The sequence below is a fragment of the Candidatus Saccharibacteria bacterium genome (assembly GCA_017983775.1).
Lineage (GTDB): Bacteria > Patescibacteriota > Saccharimonadia > JAGOAT01 > JAGOAT01 > JAGOAT01.
The window spans coordinates 1-19,181 of the sequence record JAGOAT010000015.1; the positions used below are offsets into that span (position 1 = coordinate 1).

At 40.1% G+C, this 19,181-nt stretch carries 19 protein-coding genes; 4 read left to right on the forward strand and 15 right to left on the reverse strand.

Annotated elements, in window-relative coordinates; all coding sequences use genetic code 11:
• The 4 genes from KA531_02465 to KA531_02480 all read right to left on the reverse strand — a co-directional run.
• Positions 1-116, reverse strand: a 116-nt coding sequence (locus KA531_02465; GenBank protein MBP6005740.1) for an RsmD family RNA methyltransferase, incomplete at its 3' end; no start/stop codon positions are given.
• Positions 116-889, reverse strand: a complete 774-nt coding sequence (locus KA531_02470) for a hypothetical protein (protein MBP6005741.1) — start codon at positions 887-889, stop codon at positions 116-118. The genes KA531_02470 and KA531_02465, both read right to left, overlap by 1 nt.
• A gap of 5 nt (positions 890-894) precedes the next feature.
• On the reverse strand, positions 895-2,925 hold the full coding sequence (locus KA531_02475; protein MBP6005742.1) for an ATP-dependent DNA helicase RecG: 2,031 nt from the start codon (positions 2,923-2,925) through the stop codon (positions 895-897).
• On the reverse strand, positions 2,900-3,433 hold the full coding sequence (locus KA531_02480; GenBank protein ID MBP6005743.1) for a hypothetical protein: 534 nt from the start codon (positions 3,431-3,433) through the stop codon (positions 2,900-2,902). The genes KA531_02475 and KA531_02480 overlap by 26 nt, the downstream gene beginning before the upstream one ends.
• Positions 3,434-3,862: 429 nt before the next feature.
• Between KA531_02480 and uvrA the strand changes: the two genes are divergently transcribed.
• Complete coding sequence (gene uvrA / locus KA531_02485) at positions 3,863-6,688, forward strand: excinuclease ABC subunit UvrA (GenBank protein ID MBP6005744.1); 2,826 nt, start codon at positions 3,863-3,865, stop codon at positions 6,686-6,688.
• 66 nt (positions 6,689-6,754) lie between these two features.
• On the opposite strand, the gene KA531_02490 is transcribed toward uvrA, so the two are convergent.
• Both KA531_02490 and KA531_02495 read right to left on the reverse strand, forming a co-directional pair.
• Positions 6,755-7,804, reverse strand: a complete 1,050-nt coding sequence (locus tag KA531_02490; protein ID MBP6005745.1) for a hypothetical protein — start codon at positions 7,802-7,804, stop codon at positions 6,755-6,757.
• Positions 7,749-8,210 (reverse strand): hypothetical protein, encoded by a 462-nt coding sequence (locus KA531_02495; GenBank protein ID MBP6005746.1) that lies wholly within the window; start codon positions 8,208-8,210, stop codon positions 7,749-7,751. Before KA531_02495 ends, KA531_02490 begins: the two co-directional genes overlap by 56 nt.
• 281 nt (positions 8,211-8,491) lie before the next feature.
• On the opposite strand from KA531_02495, the gene KA531_02500 reads away from it, so the two are divergent.
• Genes KA531_02500 through KA531_02510 form a run of 3 tightly spaced genes read left to right on the forward strand, consistent with a single transcriptional unit; the run spans position 8,492 to position 12,082 of the window.
• Entirely contained in the window at positions 8,492-9,580 is a 1,089-nt protein-coding gene (locus KA531_02500; protein MBP6005747.1) for a hypothetical protein, read from the forward strand.
• A 39-nt stretch (positions 9,581-9,619) separates the two neighbouring features.
• The gene (gene yvcK / locus KA531_02505) at positions 9,620-10,621 is read left to right on the forward strand and encodes a uridine diphosphate-N-acetylglucosamine-binding protein YvcK (protein ID MBP6005748.1); all 1,002 of its coding nucleotides are present in this window, start codon (positions 9,620-9,622) and stop codon (positions 10,619-10,621) included.
• A gap of 21 nt (positions 10,622-10,642) precedes the next feature.
• The gene (locus tag KA531_02510) at positions 10,643-12,082 is read left to right on the forward strand and encodes an excinuclease ABC subunit UvrC (protein ID MBP6005749.1); all 1,440 of its coding nucleotides are present in this window, start codon (positions 10,643-10,645) and stop codon (positions 12,080-12,082) included.
• 115 nt (positions 12,083-12,197) lie between these two features.
• On the opposite strand, the gene atpC is transcribed toward KA531_02510, so the two are convergent.
• From atpC to KA531_02555, 9 genes are all read right to left on the reverse strand, one after another.
• Entirely contained in the window at positions 12,198-12,605 is a 408-nt protein-coding gene (atpC, locus tag KA531_02515) for an ATP synthase F1 subunit epsilon (GenBank protein ID MBP6005750.1), read from the reverse strand.
• Positions 12,606-12,609: 4 nt separating this feature from the next.
• Positions 12,610-13,995, reverse strand: a complete 1,386-nt coding sequence (gene atpD, locus KA531_02520) for a F0F1 ATP synthase subunit beta (GenBank protein MBP6005751.1) — start codon at positions 13,993-13,995, stop codon at positions 12,610-12,612.
• 14 nt (positions 13,996-14,009) lie between these two features.
• On the reverse strand, positions 14,010-14,885 hold the full coding sequence (gene atpG, locus KA531_02525) for an ATP synthase F1 subunit gamma (protein ID MBP6005752.1): 876 nt from the start codon (positions 14,883-14,885) through the stop codon (positions 14,010-14,012).
• Complete coding sequence (gene atpA, locus KA531_02530) at positions 14,875-16,392, reverse strand: F0F1 ATP synthase subunit alpha (protein MBP6005753.1); 1,518 nt, start codon at positions 16,390-16,392, stop codon at positions 14,875-14,877. The genes atpG and atpA overlap by 11 nt, the downstream gene beginning before the upstream one ends.
• A 1-nt stretch (position 16,393) precedes the next feature.
• Positions 16,394-16,777 (reverse strand): F0F1 ATP synthase subunit delta, encoded by a 384-nt coding sequence (locus KA531_02535; GenBank protein ID MBP6005754.1) that lies wholly within the window; start codon positions 16,775-16,777, stop codon positions 16,394-16,396.
• Positions 16,770-17,369, reverse strand: coding sequence for an ATP synthase F0 subunit B (locus KA531_02540; GenBank protein MBP6005755.1), 600 nt, complete (start codon positions 17,367-17,369; stop codon positions 16,770-16,772). The genes KA531_02535 and KA531_02540 overlap by 8 nt, the downstream gene beginning before the upstream one ends.
• Before the next feature lie 20 nt (positions 17,370-17,389).
• Complete coding sequence (locus tag KA531_02545; GenBank protein ID MBP6005756.1) at positions 17,390-17,608, reverse strand: ATP synthase F0 subunit C; 219 nt, start codon at positions 17,606-17,608, stop codon at positions 17,390-17,392.
• Positions 17,609-17,635: 27 nt separating this feature from the next.
• A complete protein-coding gene (atpB, locus tag KA531_02550; GenBank protein ID MBP6005757.1) occupies positions 17,636-18,442 on the reverse strand; it encodes a F0F1 ATP synthase subunit A in 807 nt (268 codons plus the stop codon).
• A gap of 256 nt (positions 18,443-18,698) precedes the next feature.
• Positions 18,699-19,181, reverse strand: a 483-nt coding sequence (locus KA531_02555) for a hypothetical protein (protein ID MBP6005758.1), incomplete at its 5' end; no start/stop codon positions are given.

The following is a 19,181-nucleotide window of genomic DNA, read 5'->3' on the forward strand; positions in this document are numbered from 1 at the left end:
ATATCACCAAGTGTATTAAATAATCCTTGTCTAGCAAAGTCGGTTAAGGGTCTAGTACCCTGGTTGGCTACTTTTAGATTTAGCCCCCTATAGTCTCCAGTATGGACTCTTGGCATTATTCTCTGCTTTCAAGTAAAGCAAAGTACCAGATAGCAGAGATTAATTGAATTCCTTGATCTACTACTTGTTCCCTGATTAACTGGTAGAGTTTGGGTGACCAGCCTTTTTTTAGATACTGTTCATAGAGACCTTGATCCTGGATACTTAATGCAAGGTTATTGATAGTAGCTGTAACTCCAATATTCTCTAGACTCTTAAGTATTTCTTGAGAAAATTCAATGTGGTTAAATCTTTTCATTACTAAGCTACTAGCAATACCGGACTCAAAGATAATATGATCAGTAAAGTTTTTGGTCACACGATATTGCTCTTTTAATTTAACTCCAAATTTTTGGTTGGCTAGTTTACCTTCAGTATATAATAGATCTTTAGAGTAATGATGGGCTGGCGTAACAATATCCCCTAAGTAGTGGGCTAGCCAACTTGCTTCAAATCCACTATCTATTGTATCTTGATTGTTCAGTGTGGCGACCAAGCTATGGTAGTGATGCTCAATCCATTCCATTAGATACCCTTGACCAGTTTTTGGTTCCCAGAGATGATGTTTATCATACTTTTTCGAACCTTTTTTAACCTTTAGTCCATCTGGTCCGTTGTATCCTTCAAAATAAATTACATCTCTAAGCTCTGGAAAAAAGTATTGACCAGCTCCCAGTTCTTGATTTGCATACTTAGTCATTACTTGATATGCAATCTTATCCATCTTTTGATGGATGCCCGTAGAGTTGATTTTACCTTTGGTGATAAATGAAATATGTCCTGAATTCATAGCCTCTAATCTAAGTATTCTACAGATTGATAAAATTTTCGCAACTCCCCGGCTGGTATTTTTTGTTTCCAATCTCTTGAATTAACAAAAGGTTTAATTGCATCCTTGATCTGATATATCAATTTTGTGTCAAATGCCTTAACAATTTTTAAGTTAATCTTCCCTGTTTGCTCATAACCCAAAATTTGTCCCGGACCCCGAAGTTTGAGATCTAGTTCAGCTAGCTTAAATCCATCTTGAGTCTTCGATAGGCTCTCTAGACGTCGGGTGGCAATTTCTTGATCGCTGGTGTTAATCAAATAACATTTTGAGGCTAGATTTCCTCTCCCAACCCGACCCCTGAGTTGATGTAAGCTAGATAAACCAAAATCATTGGCCGACTCAATCATAATTGTCGTAGCATTGGGATTGTCTATACCTACTTCAATTACACTTGTCGCAATCAATACATCGATCTCACCTGCCTGAAATCTTGCAAGTGTCTCTTGTTTGCTTGTTTCTGGCTGACTTCCATCTAGGTAGCCAATTATCTTATCTCCAAGTAGTTTATTAAACTCTATTTCCTCAAAAAGTTGCTTGGCACTTAGACTATTTTGGCTAGGGTTTATTCTCCTAGATGAAACTATGTAGGCTTGCTGACCGTTGGTGAGTCTTGATTTTATTTGTTTTAAGACTTTTCTACGCACTGTATGGTCATAAATCTCAGTCTCAATTATCTGATTATTGAGTGGCTTTTGTTTTAAGATACTATTATCTAGATCGGCAAAAACAGTCAAGGATAAGGATCTTGGGATTGGCGTGGCAGTCAGACTAAGGTAATGAGGGGTAGTCTTGCTTAGTTTCTTGAGAGTCAATCTTTGCTCTACCCCGAAGCGCTGTTGTTCATCTAGAATCACTAGTCCTAGCTTTTTAAACTTTAAGTTTGGATTAAAAATAGCATGGGTACCTATCAATAAATCAACTTTTTGATTGCTCAAATCATCATAAATGACCTGCTTTTCCTTGAGACTAGCTTCAGAGCTAAGTAAGGCAATTTTGATTGAATCGGGTAGGTATTTCTTGGCATTTAAGTAATGTTGCTTAGCAAGAACTGTCGTAGGAGCAATCATTGCTACTTGGTAGCCACTTTGGACGATGGCATAACTGGCAATGATACCAATAATGGTCTTTCCAGTGCCAACATCACCCTGACAGAGTCGATTCATTAGGTACTCACCCTGTAAATCTCCTATTACTTCTTTGGTAGCCTTTATTTGATCAGGTGTTAGTTTGAAATTCAGGTTGGCGATAAAATCTGAAAGATCTTGACTGGAACAACTGTAGTGAATCTTGTTGATTTGTTGAGTATCCTCTTTGATTAACTGGGCAGCTAAAAGGAGCCATATTACCTCTTCCCAGGCTAACCTAGTCTTGGCAAGACTTAGTTCTTCAAGGTTTTTGGGTCGGTGAAATATCTCAAACGCTTGGCTCAAACTTAAGCTTATGGAATTGCTTGATTTGGTAATCCAGTCTGTAATAGTGCTATCAAAGTCGAGATTGCCAAAATCAAGCTGACTGATTGCATTTGAAATCATATTGGATTTTAGCTTATAGGTAGATTTATAAACTGGGTTGAGTTTACCCAGACCAAGCTTCTCAGAATTGTCACTATAGTAGGGGTTAGCCACCGAAATATAACCTTTATCATATTGAAGTTGACCAAGAAAGTAATAGACTTTATCTGGTTTAAAATATTTTTCTAGATAGTCCATATTAAACCAAACCACCTTGATTGAACCTGATTGATCGAATACAGTAGCAGTTAGGATTTTTTTGCCACTATGGCTATATCTATTCTCAAGCTCTTCAACTGTTCCGCAAAAGGCGACTTGACCAGGATTAAGCTCGACAATTGGCTTGAGGGTTGGGATTTTTTGCCAACTTCTGGGAATATACTCGATAAGATCTTTAATGGTATAAATCTCTGCTTGATTAAAGTAGGACTGTTTGATTTTGCCTATATCTTGGAGCTTAGTGATTGGATCCGATAATTTCATCTTGATTATAAAAATCTGGGGTGGTGAGGCTATAATAATCACTAAGGATTTGACTTATTGTCTGATAGGTTGGATCAGGAGCATCCATCAAGACCTCAGTTTCAACCTGCAGGCTAATATTATCGTATGCTTTCAATAGGATATTTAAACTATAGTCGGGATATTGTTTGATTAGTGGTAAAAATTGCTCCAGATTAATACTTAGAAGCCAATCAGAGTGAAAAAGTATCTGATAATTTAGCTTGCCCAAGATTTGCCTTAGACTACTGGTCAATCTTTTTCTCTGAGAGCTAGTGAGAGCTGGTTGTTTGTTTGAGCCTTCTAGATAATCAGTAGTATCGGTAATCACGATCTTGAGCTCAAGGCTGGTGGCTAGTTTTGGGCTTTTTTCGATTTCCCTTACTAGGCTTTTCAGATTATCTAACTGACCTAGGTTACTGTTTAGGGTAAGCTTAATCTTATCGTATTGGCTTAGGGGACTAATCGGGGTTATTTCTACGATTGACATATACTGATTATATAGGACTTTCAGATTTCCCGATAGATTCCTCAGCTTTCTTCAGATAAGTATTTATAATTATTCAGTCATCTCCCAAGTGTCAATCCTCAACCCATTATCCTCCAAATTTCCCACCCCTCACCCCGTCATCTTCGGGTTGCCCGAAGGGCAAGACCGGAGATCCAGCATTAGTATTAAATGACTATCCAAATGTCAGTAGAGGTGGATCCCCCGTAAACCCTTCGGGTTTCGGAGGATGACAGGAAGAGATAGGGCTTCGGAGGATGACAAGACAAGGAAGGGTTTCGGAGGATGATAATACAAGGGAGACTTTTGGATAATGACAATAAAATAGGTCGAATTCAGAAGTGAGATAAAATACATGATTGACATATCGGTATTTGTACGGTAAGATTGAACATTGAAAATATTTTGAATATGCAAGACAAGATAATTATCAAAGGTGCCAGAGAACACAATCTCAAAAATTTGGACTTGGAGTTGCCTAGAAACAAACTAATTACCATTACAGGATTGTCGGGATCGGGAAAATCAACTCTTGCTTTTGATACATTATATGCTGAAGGTCAGAGGAGATATGTTGAAAGTCTTTCTGCTTATGCTAGACAATTCTTGGGTTTGATGAATAAGCCAGATGTTGATCAGATAGAAGGGTTATCACCAGCTATCTCAATAGATCAGAAATCTAGTTCTCGCAATCCTAGATCTACTGTTGCGACGGTTACGGAAATCTATGATTATTTGAGGTTAATCTTTGCCAGGATTGGAATACCCCATCATCCAGTAAGCGGACATCCTCTGACTAAGAAAACTGCTAGTGAAATAGTAGAGTTGATTCGTGAGAATTCTAATGATAGATTAATAGCGATCTTAAGTCCGGTAGTTAGGGATCGCAAGGGAGAACATCAAGCCATTTTTGACAAGCTATTGGTAGATGGTTATTTGAAAGTTCGAGTTGACGAAATCATCTATAGCACAGATGAAGTCCCAGTTTTGATCAAGAATCAAAAGCATACCATCGAGGTGTTAGTTGATCGATTTGAACTAAGCGCCTTAACAACCCAAAGATTAAGTGAGGCTATCGAATTGGCGTTAGCAATGTCTGAGGGAATAGTTAGAATTGCCAACCTTGACCAATCTGGGAAGGTTGTTGGAGATCTGCAAGAATATAGTGAAAATTATATGAGTTCGGATGGTGACAACTTTAGCTTGCCCGAGATAGAGCCAAGACTTTTTTCATTTAATTCTCCACATGGAGCGTGTCGGGAATGTACTGGGCTTGGTAGTAAGCAAGAGGTTGACCCTGAATTGGTAATCCCCAATCGAGAACTTTCAATCTCTCAAGGTGCAATTCGCCCTTGGAGTCGAAACTTAAATCTTCAGGGGTATTATATGCAAGCCATCAAGGCACTGGGTGAACAGCTTGATTTCAGCCTTCAAACACCTATTAGCAAGTTGAATAGTCAACAATTGAAAGCACTACTGTATGGTGTCGATACTAAACTGGCAGTCAAAACCAATTCAGGCAATGTCTATAACTTATCTTATGAAGGCGTGATTAATAATCTTGAAAGAAGGTACAAGGAGACTGATAGTGATTATATTCGTACCGATATAGCCAAGTATATGCGAGAGAAACGTTGTCAAGCTTGTGATGGCAAAAAGCTTAGACCAGAAGTACTAGCAATTACTATCCAGGATAAATCTATCGCTGATATCAATGACATGACAGTTGAAGTAGCACTAAGATATTACCAAAACTTGAGCTTATCTGATCAAGAAACAATTATCGCCAAGCAAATATTGAAAGAAATCATTGACAGGCTAGAGTTTTTGAATGATGTTGGTCTGAACTATCTTCAACTCGGTCGTAGTGCAAATACTTTGGCCGGTGGTGAGGCTCAAAGAATTCGTCTGGCTACTCAAATTGGCTCAAGGCTAACTGGGGTACTGTATATTCTTGATGAGCCTTCGATTGGTTTACATCAGAGAGATAATGATCGTTTAATCGCTACCTTAAAAAGATTAAGAGATATTGGCAATACGGTGATAGTGGTCGAACATGATGAGGATACTATTTGGGCAAGTGATTATTTGGTCGATATTGGTCCAGGTGCTGGTAAGCATGGTGGCCAAGTGGTAGCGATTGGCACGCCAAAGGATGTAGCAAATAATCCTAAGTCTTTGACTGGTCAATATTTGAGTAAGAATCAACAGATCAGTCTACCCAGCAATAGACGCAAAAAGAGCATGGGCAAGCTTGAAATCATTGGCGCTAGTGAGCACAACCTCAAGTCAGTTAATGTCGAAATACCTTTGGGTAAATTTGTTGCTGTGACTGGTGTTTCTGGATCTGGCAAGTCGACCCTTATTAATGATACATTGGTCAATGCTTTGCACAATCATTTCTATGCTACTTATCATCCAGTCGGTAAACATCAAGAGATTAGAGGGCTGGAGCAAATCAATAAGTTGATTGCAATTGATCAGAGTCCAATTGGTCGAACTCCTAGATCCAATCCTGCTACTTATACCAAGATGTTTACTGAAATACGAGAAATATTTGCCAGAACACCCCTAGCCCGAGAAAGGGGATACCAACCAGGACGATTTAGCTTCAATACCAAAGGTGGTCGCTGTGAGACTTGTCAAGGAGATGGGATTATTAAGATAGAGATGCACTTCTTGCCCGATGTTTATGTAGCCTGTGAGGTTTGTCAGGGTAAGCGTTATAGTAACGAAACTCTTGAAGTTAAGTACAAATCCAAGACTATTGCTGATGTTTTGACTATGACTGTCGAGGAAGCCTACTATTTCTTTGCTAGTTACCCATCTCTGGAGCGTAAGCTTTCTACCCTCAAGCAAGTTGGTCTGGATTATATTACCCTTGGTCAGTCGGCTACAACTCTATCAGGTGGTGAAGCACAGAGAATCAAATTAGCTAGCGAACTTTCAAAAAGCCAGAGAGGACATACTCTTTATGTACTGGATGAGCCAACTACCGGATTGCACTTTGAAGATGTTAGGAAATTATTAGAGGTCCTACAGAAACTAGTTGATCAAAATAATACTGTACTGGTAATCGAACACAATCTGGACGTAATCAAATCTGCTGATTATTTGATTGATTTAGGTCCAGAAGGGGGACAAAATGGCGGTCAAGTAATTGCTACAGGAACTCCCCAGCAAGTAGCCGGAATCAAAGAATCCCAGACTGGCCATTATCTCAAACCCTATTTATAGCATACTCGAAAACAAAACCAGCCTTTTGATCTACTACTATAGCTCAAAAGATCTATCTGGTATAGATTATTCTTTATTTTTGCTTTCTGCCCACTCGATTAGCCAGTCTCGCATTGCAGTTGGATCTCCGACTAGGCTTAATTGATAGTTTAGCAGGATTGATTGATAGTTTTCTGGAGCCACTTCCTGGAAGTAAAATGCTATATGATGAGGTAAATCAATATAGTTAATGTGTGGGTTTTTGGCGAGATATCCAAACAAAATATCCTTTAGACTCGAGTTTAGCTTGGCTGGTATCCGCTTTGTAGCACCATCCCCAGTAAGGTAATAAACGTAATCAGTATCAAGGTTTAGGACACCTATATGTTCGATAGCCTCAAGTAACGGCATTCTGCCATCAATACTGCGCTGAATAATAACTTCTATTAAGTCGCTAAACACATGAAATGGGTCTAATTCTGAGAGTTCTTTTCTGACATCTATTTGATTAAATCCAGGTAGTTGAGCTAGGTAATCTACCATAAGTCTCCGCTTTAAAAGTATTGTTTGAGCTGGATCAAACCCATAAGACTCAGCTATACCATTGATTATATTGCTCCAATCATCTGGCTTTGAGCCTGTAAAATGGCGCAATAGAACGCTGTATATAAAATCTCTTTTCAGTATGTCTGGATCGACGACAGGAACCCTAGAGTATATCCATTCATGCTTGCCAAGTATATCTTTAATAGTTTCATCATCTAAAACAGGCTGATTGGCATAGTAAGCCACAAGTGCTTTATAAGTGGCATACTTAATATTAATACTATCTAGATCCAAACTTGTGGCAAAACTTTCAACCTCTTCCAGATTAAAATCTAATTTGGACAAACAGTAAGCTACGACTATAGCGATTTTTAAAGACTCTTGTTGGCTTTTTGTAGCATTAAGCTGATCTAGTAATTCGATAGCTTTCCCATAGTCTTCCGATCCAACTAGGGCATATAAGTGTCCAATAGCTGAAGATTCCTTCAACTCTGGATGATTCTTTAAAAACTGAACAAACCATTCTGCAGTGGGTTCAGGCTTCTCTCTCAAGGTTGAACATATCAAGAAGTTCTGGGTTATTACTTGCAAGTATTGCGCCTACTATTGCCTGGTAGCGTTCAGCTCTAGCATCACTACTGTCATTTTCCCCTCCTTGAATAAAAGAGGCTAATAGATCAGAAGCTTCCACCGCGTCTATTGCTTCAGGTTTAGCGGGGTCATCAGGTGTGTACTTACCTTCCAGTGCCTGCATAACGGCTATTCCTGTAAACAATTTAGATCTCTGATATAGTCTCTTAGTCTGATAATTCACATCTACAATCTCGAAGTCAGTTGGTGGGTTAGTTAAGTTTGAATTATTGAATCTAGAATTAGTATCAGCCAAAGCTTTCCCAAACCTTAAACTTGTCAAGCCAAGAGTTACTAACGCTCTTGCAACTTTATCAGGTAACCCATTTCTGGTTGCTTCAGTGGTTTCATAATTCATTGCATTCATAACCCGTCAACCCCTTACTTTTACTTAGTAGTACTGTAGCATATAATGTAAAAAAAACAAACCAATTCTCCGTTCTATCCTCGTATTTAAATTTATTATCAGAATAATGCAGAAATACTGGATCCTCCGTCAAACCTCTGGGTTTCGGAGGGTGACAGGAGTTGAGTCATCTTCCAAATCCCTGAAGAAGATTATGGAAGATTCAGAACTGACACCTTGATATATTGACAAGTTATTGGTTATAATCAATAATACAGATTTATAAAGAGGTGAATCTAGGAATGAGTGAACTATGGACTCCAGGCAAGACTGGCGAGTTAGTAACAAGGAAAGGATCCATGCGAGTAGGTGGGGTTGTTATCAAATACTGTTTAGCCGAACCCGCTTTTTCAAGTTCCTTCAACACAGATGCTATTCCAGTACTCTTTGAGCATGGCGTAGGTGAGATAGGTTATCAACAAGTAGCAATCATTAAATACTTAGCACAAGAGCTCGGGTGTAGAGTTGTTGGGTACAATTCAGACCTGATTGCTGCTGGTAAAAAAGTCGGCCCTGAGTCAGTCAATCATCAAAGGGAGGTATACCTAAGAGTAGTTGATGCAACAGGTTTAGGAGGTCAACCTCATGATGTAATTGCTCATTCTTTGGGCGGTCTTACCACAGCTGCTGGTTCATTGGCTAATATTGGCGATAGTGAAGATAATGGGCATCAACATACTCGAGTAGGAGTAGTAACTCTTCTAGCCCCAGCAACTCTGACTCCAGAAACGTATCTATCTAACTTTTGGCTTGATCGATCTAGGGAGTTAGATTTGGTAGGTCGGGTAACCTCGTTTCGGGCATATGAAACTGATTGGAAAAAGCATGGCAGACTTCTAGCAAAGATGTTTTCTAAAACTTTAATGAAGGAATTAAGAAATGGATACAAAGATCCACAGACAGCTATTGCAGGGATTAATATCGCTAGAGAAATGAGAATGATCTCAAGACTTCCTGATGCTTTTGCTGTATTAGCAAACATTAGTACCGTTCCTGAGATCATCAATGCAGCAAAAAATGGTGTGAAAATCAATCTAGCAGGTGGTAGTGATGATCAGCTGTTTCCATTAGCTACTATAGAAGAGGCTATTAGGATGGGAATACCAGAAATCGAAGATGTTACTAGGCCGGGAATAGCAGAAATCAAATTATTAAAGGCCAAAATATCAGTGGTAGAAATAGTTTTAGCCGGGCATTCTAGCTTAGCTACAAATGTTGGCAAAGAGCAGCTGAAAGCTCTAGTGCTTGTGCACAGAGGTATACCTGAAGGTATCTATATTTCTTCTGGATCAACCAAATCGAACGCGTGGCGTACTGTTCCGACAAATTAACTTTGACAATCGAGTAATTATCAAGTAAGATAGACATCTATGCAAGCTATTGATAAATCTGTCAAGGCCGTTGTAATCGGAGCAGGAACAGGATCCTTTACAGTAATCACTGGCCTAAAGCAGTATCTAAGAAATATCACTACAGTAGTCAATATGACGGATAGCGGCGGTAGTACTGGCGTATTACGAGATGAACTGGGTGCCTTACCACCTGGAGATGCCCGTCAACACCTAGTGGCCTTAGCTAATCGTTCAGATCTAGTCAGGGAATTATTCAACTATCGTTTTGGGGGTAATACTTTCAAGGGTCATAGTTTTGGTAATCTATTCTTGGCAGCTCTTGAGGATATGACTGGTGATTTCGAACAGGCCCTGAGTGTAGCTGGGGAAATTCTGGATATTTCAGGTAAAGTATTGCCAGTCACCACTACCCAGACCAATCTTTGTCTAGTTAGGGAAGGCCAGGATGTCTGCGGTGAAGATAATATTCTAGGGACAGTAATCGAACAGAAAAAACCAGAATTCTATTTGGAACCTACTGCCAAATTGAATCCTCGTGCCCGTCAGGCAATTCTGGATGCTGATTTATTGGTCTTTGGCCCAGGAGGTTTCTACACATCCCTAATGACAATTCTATTGACAGAGGGCATAGTCGAAGCTATTGCGCAGTCAAAAGCCAAACGAGTATTTATCAGCAATCTAATGACTCAGCCCAATCAATCCAGGGATTACAACTTAGATGATTTTGTAGATGAGCTTGAGAGGTTTACAGCTGGTAGGATCTTTGACTATATCGTATACAACAATGCTCAACCAGCTAATGTGCTAATTGATCGCTATTTAGCGGAAAATGAAAGATTGATAGATGTTAGTCCAAAAATAATCAATCGAGTTAAAGCCAGAGGCTACAAAACATACGGTGATTTATTAATTAGTCACGATATTGCAGAAACCAATCAAGTAGATTTGATGCAAAGAAGCTTGATTCGCCACGACCCCGATAGTCTTGCTAGGGCGATTATGCGTTGCTATTTTGACTAAATATTTAGATAATCTTAAATAGTGAGTAGCTTGACTAAACAACTAGCAGATCTTCCCAAATCCCCGGGTGTTTATCTATATAAAGATCAATTAGGGCAAGTGATCTATGTCGGTAAAGCAATCAACCTGAGTAGAAGAGTAAAATCCTACTTCCAGAGACGTGATCATGATCTCAAGACGATCAGGCTTGTAGAGAAGATTGCAGATATTGAAGTGATTGAGACCGAATCAGAGATAGCTGCCTTATTTCTTGAAGCAGAGCTAATCAAAAGATACAAACCTCAGTATAATATTCTACTCAGGGATGATAAGCATTATCTTTATATCAGAATTAGCAAAGATCCTTATCCTATTATTAGTTATGTCAGAAGAATAGAAAATGATTATGCTGACTACTATGGTCCCTTCCCTGCTAGTTATCAGATAAAAAAGTTGCTGACTCAGATCAGAAGAGTAATCCCTTTTATCACTGACAAGCAGTGGCCTAGAGTTAGTAAGCTCTCTTATCAGATTGGCATCAACCCTAGTCCTGATATTGACTCTGACAATTATCGAGATCAAATCCGCAGGATCAAACTAATTTTGACAGGTAAATTTAAATCTTTGGCTCAAGAATTGGAGATAGAAATGGAGGCCAGCAGTCAATCTCAGGATTATGAAAAAGCAGCCTTGATCCGTAATCAATTACAATTCTTGTCTAGTCTTAGGAGGATTAAAGGCGTAATGCTAGACGGTATTGATTTGTCGACTGATAGTGCCCTGCTGGAGCTAGGTAAGATTGCAGGTTTAGACAAACCTCCTGCAAGAATTGAAGCTTATGATATCTCGAACTTCCAAGGCAAGGATCAAGTGGCGAGTATGATCGTTTTTACTAATGGTTTGCCTAATACCCAGGAGTATCGTAAATTTAGAATTAGGACCAAAGGCCCAAACGACTTTGCAATGATGCAGGAAGTGATTACTCGTAGACAGAAACGAAGCTGGAAACAGCCTGATCTAATCTTGATCGATGGTGGTAAGGGTCAACTTTCGAGTGCCCTTATGGCAATGCAGGATTTTTGGCCTGGACAGCCAGTGTTTGGCCTGGCAAAACGGGAAGAAGAAATGGTATTTGATGATAGAGCTTTGAGTAATGATAGCTGGAAAGATTACGGACAATACATATATAGGGATGGTAATTATTTAGTAGTAAAATTACCAAAATCTAACTCTGTATCTCAATTAATTCAAAGAATCAGAGATGAGGCGCATCGTTTCGCGATTACTTATCATCGTCAAGTTAGAAAGAAACGAATTATCCGAAGTAAACTAGAGGATTACACCGGGATTGGACCTAAGTCCGTTGCAAAATTGATTAAGGCCTTTGGTTCGGAGCAAGGGGTGCTTGAGGCTAGTCAGTCAAGTTTAGAGCAAGTACTTGGCAGAAGGGGTCAAGCGTTGCACAGAGAAATTAATCATTAGGGGTTTTTGGTAGTGCGAGATGCTGGTTTCATCATAATTCCTGCTATTAATTTGGGGTTACAGAATAGAGATGAGGCTCCCCAAAGAGGTAAATAAAGTCAAGCTTGAGATACTATCAAGAACGATGTCTGTTGGCAGCTCTAAGCTTGGCCAATTCAAGCTCTAGTCTAGCTAGTGCTTGATAGTAAGCAGTGTCTTGCTCTTCTTTTGTAGCCAAAAACTTCTCAGCCTCATGCTTGGCTTTGAGGGTGGCATCTAGATCAATCTCGCTAGATTCAGTAGCTAGCTCGGCAATCACCATTACACTATTATCAGATTTGACTTCGACCAGCCCACTGTCAGTAGCTATGTAGCTAGTCTGATCACCAACTCGATAATGGATTTCTCCTACAGTAAGTCTAGAGACCAATGGCGCGTGTCCTGAAAGAACAGTGATCAAACCTTGCTCAGTCGGTAGGCTAATCGAGTCAACTTCCTGGTCGACTAGCTCTTGACTCGGTGTGATAATCTTGACTCTAATCATTGGCTCACTTCTTATCAAGTTCCGAAATCGAACCTAGCATATAAAAATCATCTTCGTTATAAGAGTCATACTTGCCATCAAGTATCCCTGCGAAGCTCTTGACAGTATCAGCAAGGGAAACATATTTGCCAGGTCTACCAGTATAAACTTCTGCTACAAAGAAGGGTTGAGAAAGAAACTTCTGGATTTTCCTTGCGCGAGATACTGTCAGTTTATCTTCATCCGAAAGCTCTTCAATCCCGAGAATTGCGATAATATCTTGGAGGTCTTTATATTTTTGCAATACTTGTTGGACACCTCTAGCTACCCGATAATGCTCAGCTCCAATGATATTAGGGTCCAAAATGTTAGAATTGGACTCAAGTGGATCGACAGCTGGGTAAATTCCAAGCTCTGTTAGGGCACGGGAGAGTACCACAGTAGAATCAAGGTGATTGAAGGTAGTAGCAGGAGCAGGGTCAGTCAAATCATCAGCTGGCACATAGACTGCTTGGAGACTAGTAATCGAACCCTTATTGGTCGAAGTAATTCTCTCTTGCATTGCACCCATATCGGTAGCTAAGGTCGGCTGATAGCCTACTGCAGAGGGTATCCTACCTAGTAAAGTTGAGACTTCGGATCCAGCTTGGGTAAATCTAAAGATGTTATCAACAAAGAATAAAACATCTTGATTTTCTTGATCACGGAAATATTCAGCCATGGTTAGACCAGTCAAGCCAACTCGAGCCCGAATACCTGGTGGCTCATTCATTTGACCGAATACTAGAGCTGTCTTGTCTAGAACATTAGAGTCTTGCATCTCATAATACAAGTCATTACCTTCTCTTGATCTTTCACCAACTCCCGCAAAAACCGAGACCCCACCATGCTCGGAGGCAATATTGCGAATTAATTCAGTGATAATTACTGTTTTGCCAACTCCAGCTCCTCCGAAAAGACCAACTTTACCCCCTTTGATAATTGGACAGATCAAATCTATCACCTTGATACCAGTTTCTAAAATTTCAACACCTGTGGACAGGTCTTTGAAATCAGGAGCTGGCTTGTGAATTGAAGAGGTAGGTGTATCTTTAGTAATCTTGATTGCGGGCTTTTTATCAATTGGATTACCTAGGGCATCAAACATTCTGCCAAGAGTTTGATTACCAACAGCGATTGTGATGGGTGCTCCAGTATCATTGACAGTAGCACCCCTTTGGAGTCCATTGGTTTCCCCCATTGCAATACTTCTTATCTGACCATCTCCAAGCTGCTGGGCGACTTCTAGGACTAGTTTTTTATCATTATCAAGCTCAATTTCAAGAGCATTGAGGATATCTGGTGTATGCTCTTCGAAACTAACATCTACTATTGGGCCAATGATTTGAGTGACTTTGCCGGTTTTATTCATCTTTTACTCCTTTGTTATTCTAATGCTAATTTTGCTGCCGTGATCTCAGAAAGCTCCTGAGTGATTGAGCTTTGCCTTGCTTGGTTGAAGATTTGAGTTAAATCTGAGACCAAGTCGTTGCTAGCCTTATTGGCGCCTTGCATTGCTATCATTCTAGCTGAATATTCACTAGCAGCTGCTTCTACCATTGCTTGATAAAAATTATAGATTATTAATCGTCCCAGGATATCATCGGTTAAACTATCTTGATCTGGCTCTAAGATATAACCCTCTTCTTTATCAGGATCAAGATTATCGAATATCCTGATCTGTTTGGGGGTAATCGGGAGTATTTCGATCTCTCTAACTTCCTGGTTGAGGGTACTAACAAAATGAGTGTAGACTACCTTAATTGAACTATACTTACCAGTCAGGTAATCTTCAATATAAGGTAGGATCATTGGCTTTACCAACTCAAGGTTCTGGTTGGCCTCAGGAGCGGGATACAGAGCTTTAAACTGATAGCCAGATCGCTTGAGGGTAGTGGCAACTTTTTTGCCAAAGCAAATAATCTCAAATGAACCATTTCTTACAAGATAATCCTTAATCAAACGATTACTAAGATTGCTATTATAGGCACCTGCAAGACTTCTATCTGAACTAATCACCACGATTAGATTGGGCGCAGATTTATTGACTACCTGGGTATAGCGATGGATGATAGCCTGGTCTTTGTCAATTATTTTTGAGTAGATCCCAGACAGGGCTTGGGCATATTTGCGAGAATTTTTAGCATTGGTTTGGGCCTTTTGCATCTTAGTAGCTGCAACAAGCTCCATTGCTTTGGTAATCTTGCCAATATTCTTGACAGATTTGATCCTGGATTTTATTTCCCGGGTATTAGTTGCCACCCATCTCTTCTCGTTTAAATCTTTCGACAGCAGTTCTCAATAGATCTACTTCTTTTCCCTTCATGTCACTTGACTCGATCTGATCTATCAACTCTAAGTATTTCTGATCAAGATAGTCTATAAGTCTATGATTAAAGTCCCCTACTTGATCGAGTGCAACATCATCAAGGAATCCATTAGTAGCGACCCAAATCAAGACCACTTGATGGGATAAGTTGTATGGTTGGTACTGAGGCTGTTTGAGCATCTCGACAATCCTTTGACCTCGATCTAATTTTGCCTTGGTCTGAGCATCTAAATCAGAAGCCAACTGAGCAAAAGCTGCTAAATCTCGATATTGAGCAAGATCAAGCCTGAGCTGGCCTGCTACATTTTTGATTGCCTTAGTTTGGGCAGAGCTACCAACCCGTGAAACCGATAGCCCGACATTAAGGGCGGGCCTAATCCCTTGATGGAAGAGGTCTGTCTCTAGATAAATCTGACCATCAGTAATCGAGATAACATTGGTCGGGATGAAGGCCGATACGTCTCCAGCTTGAGTTTCAATAATAGGTAAAGCAGTTAATGACCCTGCACCCAGGTCATCTGACAATTTTGCAGCTCTTTCTAATAGTCTAGAATGTAAGTAGAAGATATCACCAGGATAAGCTTCTCTACCAGGAGGTCGTCTTAGTAGTAGCGAAATCTCTCGATAAGCAACTGCATGCTTACTAAGATCATCATAGATTACCAAGGCATGACCAGAATTATCCATAAAATATTCACCGATTGCAGCTCCAGAATATGGTGCAATATAGCTCATAGCAGCAGGATCACTTGCTCCAGCCACTACTATTACCGTTTTGTCCATCACGCCCTTGGTAGTCAAATCAGATACTAAGCGAGCGATCTTTGATTCTTTTTGACCAATTGCTACATAGATATTGACGATATCGCTATCCTTTTGATTGATCATAGTATCAACGGCGATTGCAGTCTTGCCAGTCTGGCGATCTCCAATAATCAACTCCCTTTGACCTCTACCAATCGGGATCATTGAATCAATGGCTACAATCCCAGTCTGTAATGGTTGATGAACTGATTTACGATCTAAGACACCAGGCGCAGGACGTTCGATTGGATTTTCTTGGTCAGTTTTAATTGGGCCTTTGCCATCAATTGGATTACCTAAGGCGTCTACTACTCGTCCAAGCATTGCCTTACCTACTGGCACGGAGAGGATCTTGCCAGCTAACTGTACTCTATCTCCTTCGGCGACTAGCTCGCTAGCACCTAGAATAATTACCCAAACAGAATCAGTATTAAGATTAAGAGCTACCGCATCAATAATTTTACCCGATCCACTGGTGATCTTTAGCATTTCTCCAGCCTGAACATCAGTAATACCAATCACTTTGGCTACTCCATCCTTGACTTCACTCACGAAGCCAACCCTAGTCTGATCAGAGTTTAGATCAGCCCCACTAATTCGCGCCTCAAGTTCCTCTATGATTGAACTATTACTCATATCACTCCTTATCTCTTATCAAATTATAGCTCATTTCTTGAATTTTTGCTTCCAAACTCGAATCAAAAATCTTTGCTTGGTCAGTAATCTTAATCCCACTAATAAGACTAGGATTATGGATAAATTGAACCTGACGATTCTGCTTTGCAACTCTTGCCTTGATCCTTTCCTTCTCGAGATCAGTCAGGAAGCTATATTCGACAACAACTGCTGGTCTTGCACCGACCCCCTTTGCTACTTCTCTTAATACAGATTCGAGCTGCTCGGAAGCAGATCTCTCTAACAGCACAGTTTTTAGTTTAGCTACCAAACGCCTTGGGCTATAACCAGTCTTAATCAAGTGATTTGCATAGCTGACCAGGTCTTGAAATTCTTGGTCAGTCATTATTTTGCTCCCACTCATCAAGGGCTTGATCAATTGCTTGAGATTGGTCCTTATCGGTATTCTTGATACCCAACTTTCTGACTGCATTACCAATCAGACTACTAGCATTGACTCTTACTTCCCTAATTAGCTGTTGCTTGGTGTCTGCAAGATCTTGTTTGGATTGGTCTATGATTAGACTAGCTTGTTGTCTTGCTTGATCTATAATCTGATCTCGGTCTTCTCGGTTGGCTTGTTCGGCTTGCTTTTGAGCCTTCTTAAGTTCTGAACGGAAACTGGCAGTCTCTTGGCTACGCCAATCAGAGAATTCCTGCTTGGCATTAGCTAGCTCTTTTGCATCAGCTAGTCCTTTGTCTATCTTGGCCTGTCTATCTGCCATTACCTTAGTCAGTGGTCCTGCGATAATTTTCTTGAATACAAGAAATACTATTAAAAAATTGACCAGCTGAATCAAGAAAGCAATTGGATCCAGGCCAAAGCTTTCAAATATTCCTGGCTCACTAATCACCTCAGTAGCACTAGGTACAGTTTCTGAAGCACCCAGAGCCTGGATAATTGAAGAAAAACCAATATGAAAATCTGGTACTAGCATTCGCTCAATTGTTATTTAGATTAGATTACAAATGTTACTACTAATGCATAGATTGCAATTGCTTCCGCAAAAGCCATTGATAGAAGCATTGGTACAAAGATTTTATCACCGGATTCAGGATTTCTACCCATGGCCTCCATTGCTTTGGTAGCAATCTTACCGATTGCAAGAGCTGGGAATATACCACCTAGTACGATGATACTGGCCTTGGCGATGATAGTTAATTCTTCTGTTGACATTGATTGAACCTTTCTTTTAATTATTAATTAATGATGCTCTACTTCTGTAGTAGTCAGGCTGAAGTATACCACGGTAAGCATGGCAAATACAACAGCCTGAATCATACCAACAAGTAGCTCCATAAACATGAAGGGTACTGGTGCTGCAAAAGAAACCAGTCCAGCAATAACAGTCAAAAGCACCTCACCCGCAAAAACATTACCAAATAATCTAAGTGACAAGGATAGTGTCTTCGCGAATTCAGCAAAAGTCTCTAATAAACCAACAACGAATTCAACAAATCCAACCATAATATTGACTCCACCCTTCTTGAATCCTCGATAGACATCACCAATCTTGATAAACTTATTAAGATGTTCGAATCCTCCACTGTGCTTGATGCCAAGATAGTGCGAGCTCACTACTGCGAACATCGCCATTGCTAGAGTCATATTCAGGTCAGTGTTAGCTGGCCTAAACAATGAAACTAAATGCTGACCATGTTCACCGGGCAGGTAACGTCCTACTGAATGAATACCCGGGAGGAGCCCCATCCAGTTGGACAGCAAGATAAAGAAAAACAAAGCAGCGATATAGGGTAAGAACTGGGCTGATTTTTTGGGGCTATGAGTAACCTTATCAATGTAATCTAGCATAATTGACAAGATAATCTCAACAAAATTTTGGAGCTTACCAGGAACACCTCGACTAGGCTTACGTAAGAACCAGCCAAGAATTAAAAAAAATATTACTAGTACCCAAGCATTGATCATAGTATTAGTGATCTTAACTGAACCAAAATCCCAGAGTACATCTGGAGCTAGAGGGGGTATTGCTCCAATCTGATTTAGCATTTTTGCTTCTCACCTTTACTCAACATACCTGATAAATACTATCATTATTCTAAATGATATTCAAGCAGTCGTAAAATACCACCCCAAATGCAACTAACAGCAAATCTCTGCTACTCTCATCCTAGCATGATCAGGGTCTTGATTGTAGTACTCAATCAACTAAGCAGTAGTCATCATACTGGGTAAACCCATATGTCAGCGTCTATTGATATAGTGATTAGTATACTGGTCTGCTTGTAACTGTAGGTCAATAAGGTTATTGGGAAACAGATCCCTCACTAGAGTCTATATACTCAAGCAATAATCGTTGTAAGGTAGTCGGGTCACTACAAAGCTCTATAATTTTATAAATGAGGAGTTCCTCTGTATTGGGCTTAATCTTTGTATTAATATCCCTCGAGGCTCGATTGACAAGGATCCTGGCTATGTACGGACCCCGATCCTCGGGATCTAAGCCTTCAAGGCCACGTATCTGATCAGATACGTTTTCTATGGGGATACTGGGGTCATTTGAGGCTCGATTGACAAGGATCCTGGCTATTCGCTTATCCCGCTCCCAAGAACTTAAGTCTTTAAGCCCACGGATCCGCTTAGACACCTCTTCTATGGTGATATTGGGGTTATTTGAGGCTCGATTGACAAGGATCTCGGCTATGTTACGATCCTGCTCCCAAGAACCTAAGTCTTTAAGCTTACGGATCCGCTCAGATACGTTTTCTATGCGGATACTGGGGTCGTT

What these genes read in the sequence shown, in the direction of transcription:
- KA531_02500 (MBP6005747.1), top strand. Translation starts at nt 8,492, where the DNA reads ATGAGTGAACTATGGACTCCAGGCAAGACTGGCGAGTTAGTAACAAGG.
- KA531_02480 (MBP6005743.1), bottom strand. Translation starts at nt 3,433, where the DNA reads ATGTCAATCGTAGAAATAACCCCGATTAGTCCCCTAAGCCAATACGAT.
- yvcK (MBP6005748.1), top strand. Translation starts at nt 9,620, where the DNA reads ATGCAAGCTATTGATAAATCTGTCAAGGCCGTTGTAATCGGAGCAGGA.
- KA531_02540 (MBP6005755.1), bottom strand. Translation starts at nt 17,369, where the DNA reads ATGCTAGTACCAGATTTTCATATTGGTTTTTCTTCAATTATCCAGGCT.
- atpC (MBP6005750.1), bottom strand. Translation starts at nt 12,605, where the DNA reads ATGATTAGAGTCAAGATTATCACACCGAGTCAAGAGCTAGTCGACCAG.
- atpB (MBP6005757.1), bottom strand. Translation starts at nt 18,442, where the DNA reads ATGCTAAATCAGATTGGAGCAATACCCCCTCTAGCTCCAGATGTACTC.
- KA531_02470 (MBP6005741.1), bottom strand. Translation starts at nt 889, where the DNA reads ATGAATTCAGGACATATTTCATTTATCACCAAAGGTAAAATCAACTCT.
- KA531_02535 (MBP6005754.1), bottom strand. Translation starts at nt 16,777, where the DNA reads ATGACTGACCAAGAATTTCAAGACCTGGTCAGCTATGCAAATCACTTG.
- atpA (MBP6005753.1), bottom strand. Translation starts at nt 16,392, where the DNA reads ATGAGTAATAGTTCAATCATAGAGGAACTTGAGGCGCGAATTAGTGGG.
- KA531_02545 (MBP6005756.1), bottom strand. Translation starts at nt 17,608, where the DNA reads ATGTCAACAGAAGAATTAACTATCATCGCCAAGGCCAGTATCATCGTA.
- KA531_02495 (MBP6005746.1), bottom strand. Translation starts at nt 8,210, where the DNA reads ATGAATGCAATGAATTATGAAACCACTGAAGCAACCAGAAATGGGTTA.
- uvrA (MBP6005744.1), top strand. Translation starts at nt 3,863, where the DNA reads ATGCAAGACAAGATAATTATCAAAGGTGCCAGAGAACACAATCTCAAA.
- atpD (MBP6005751.1), bottom strand. Translation starts at nt 13,995, where the DNA reads ATGAATAAAACCGGCAAAGTCACTCAAATCATTGGCCCAATAGTAGAT.
- KA531_02475 (MBP6005742.1), bottom strand. Translation starts at nt 2,925, where the DNA reads ATGAAATTATCGGATCCAATCACTAAGCTCCAAGATATAGGCAAAATC.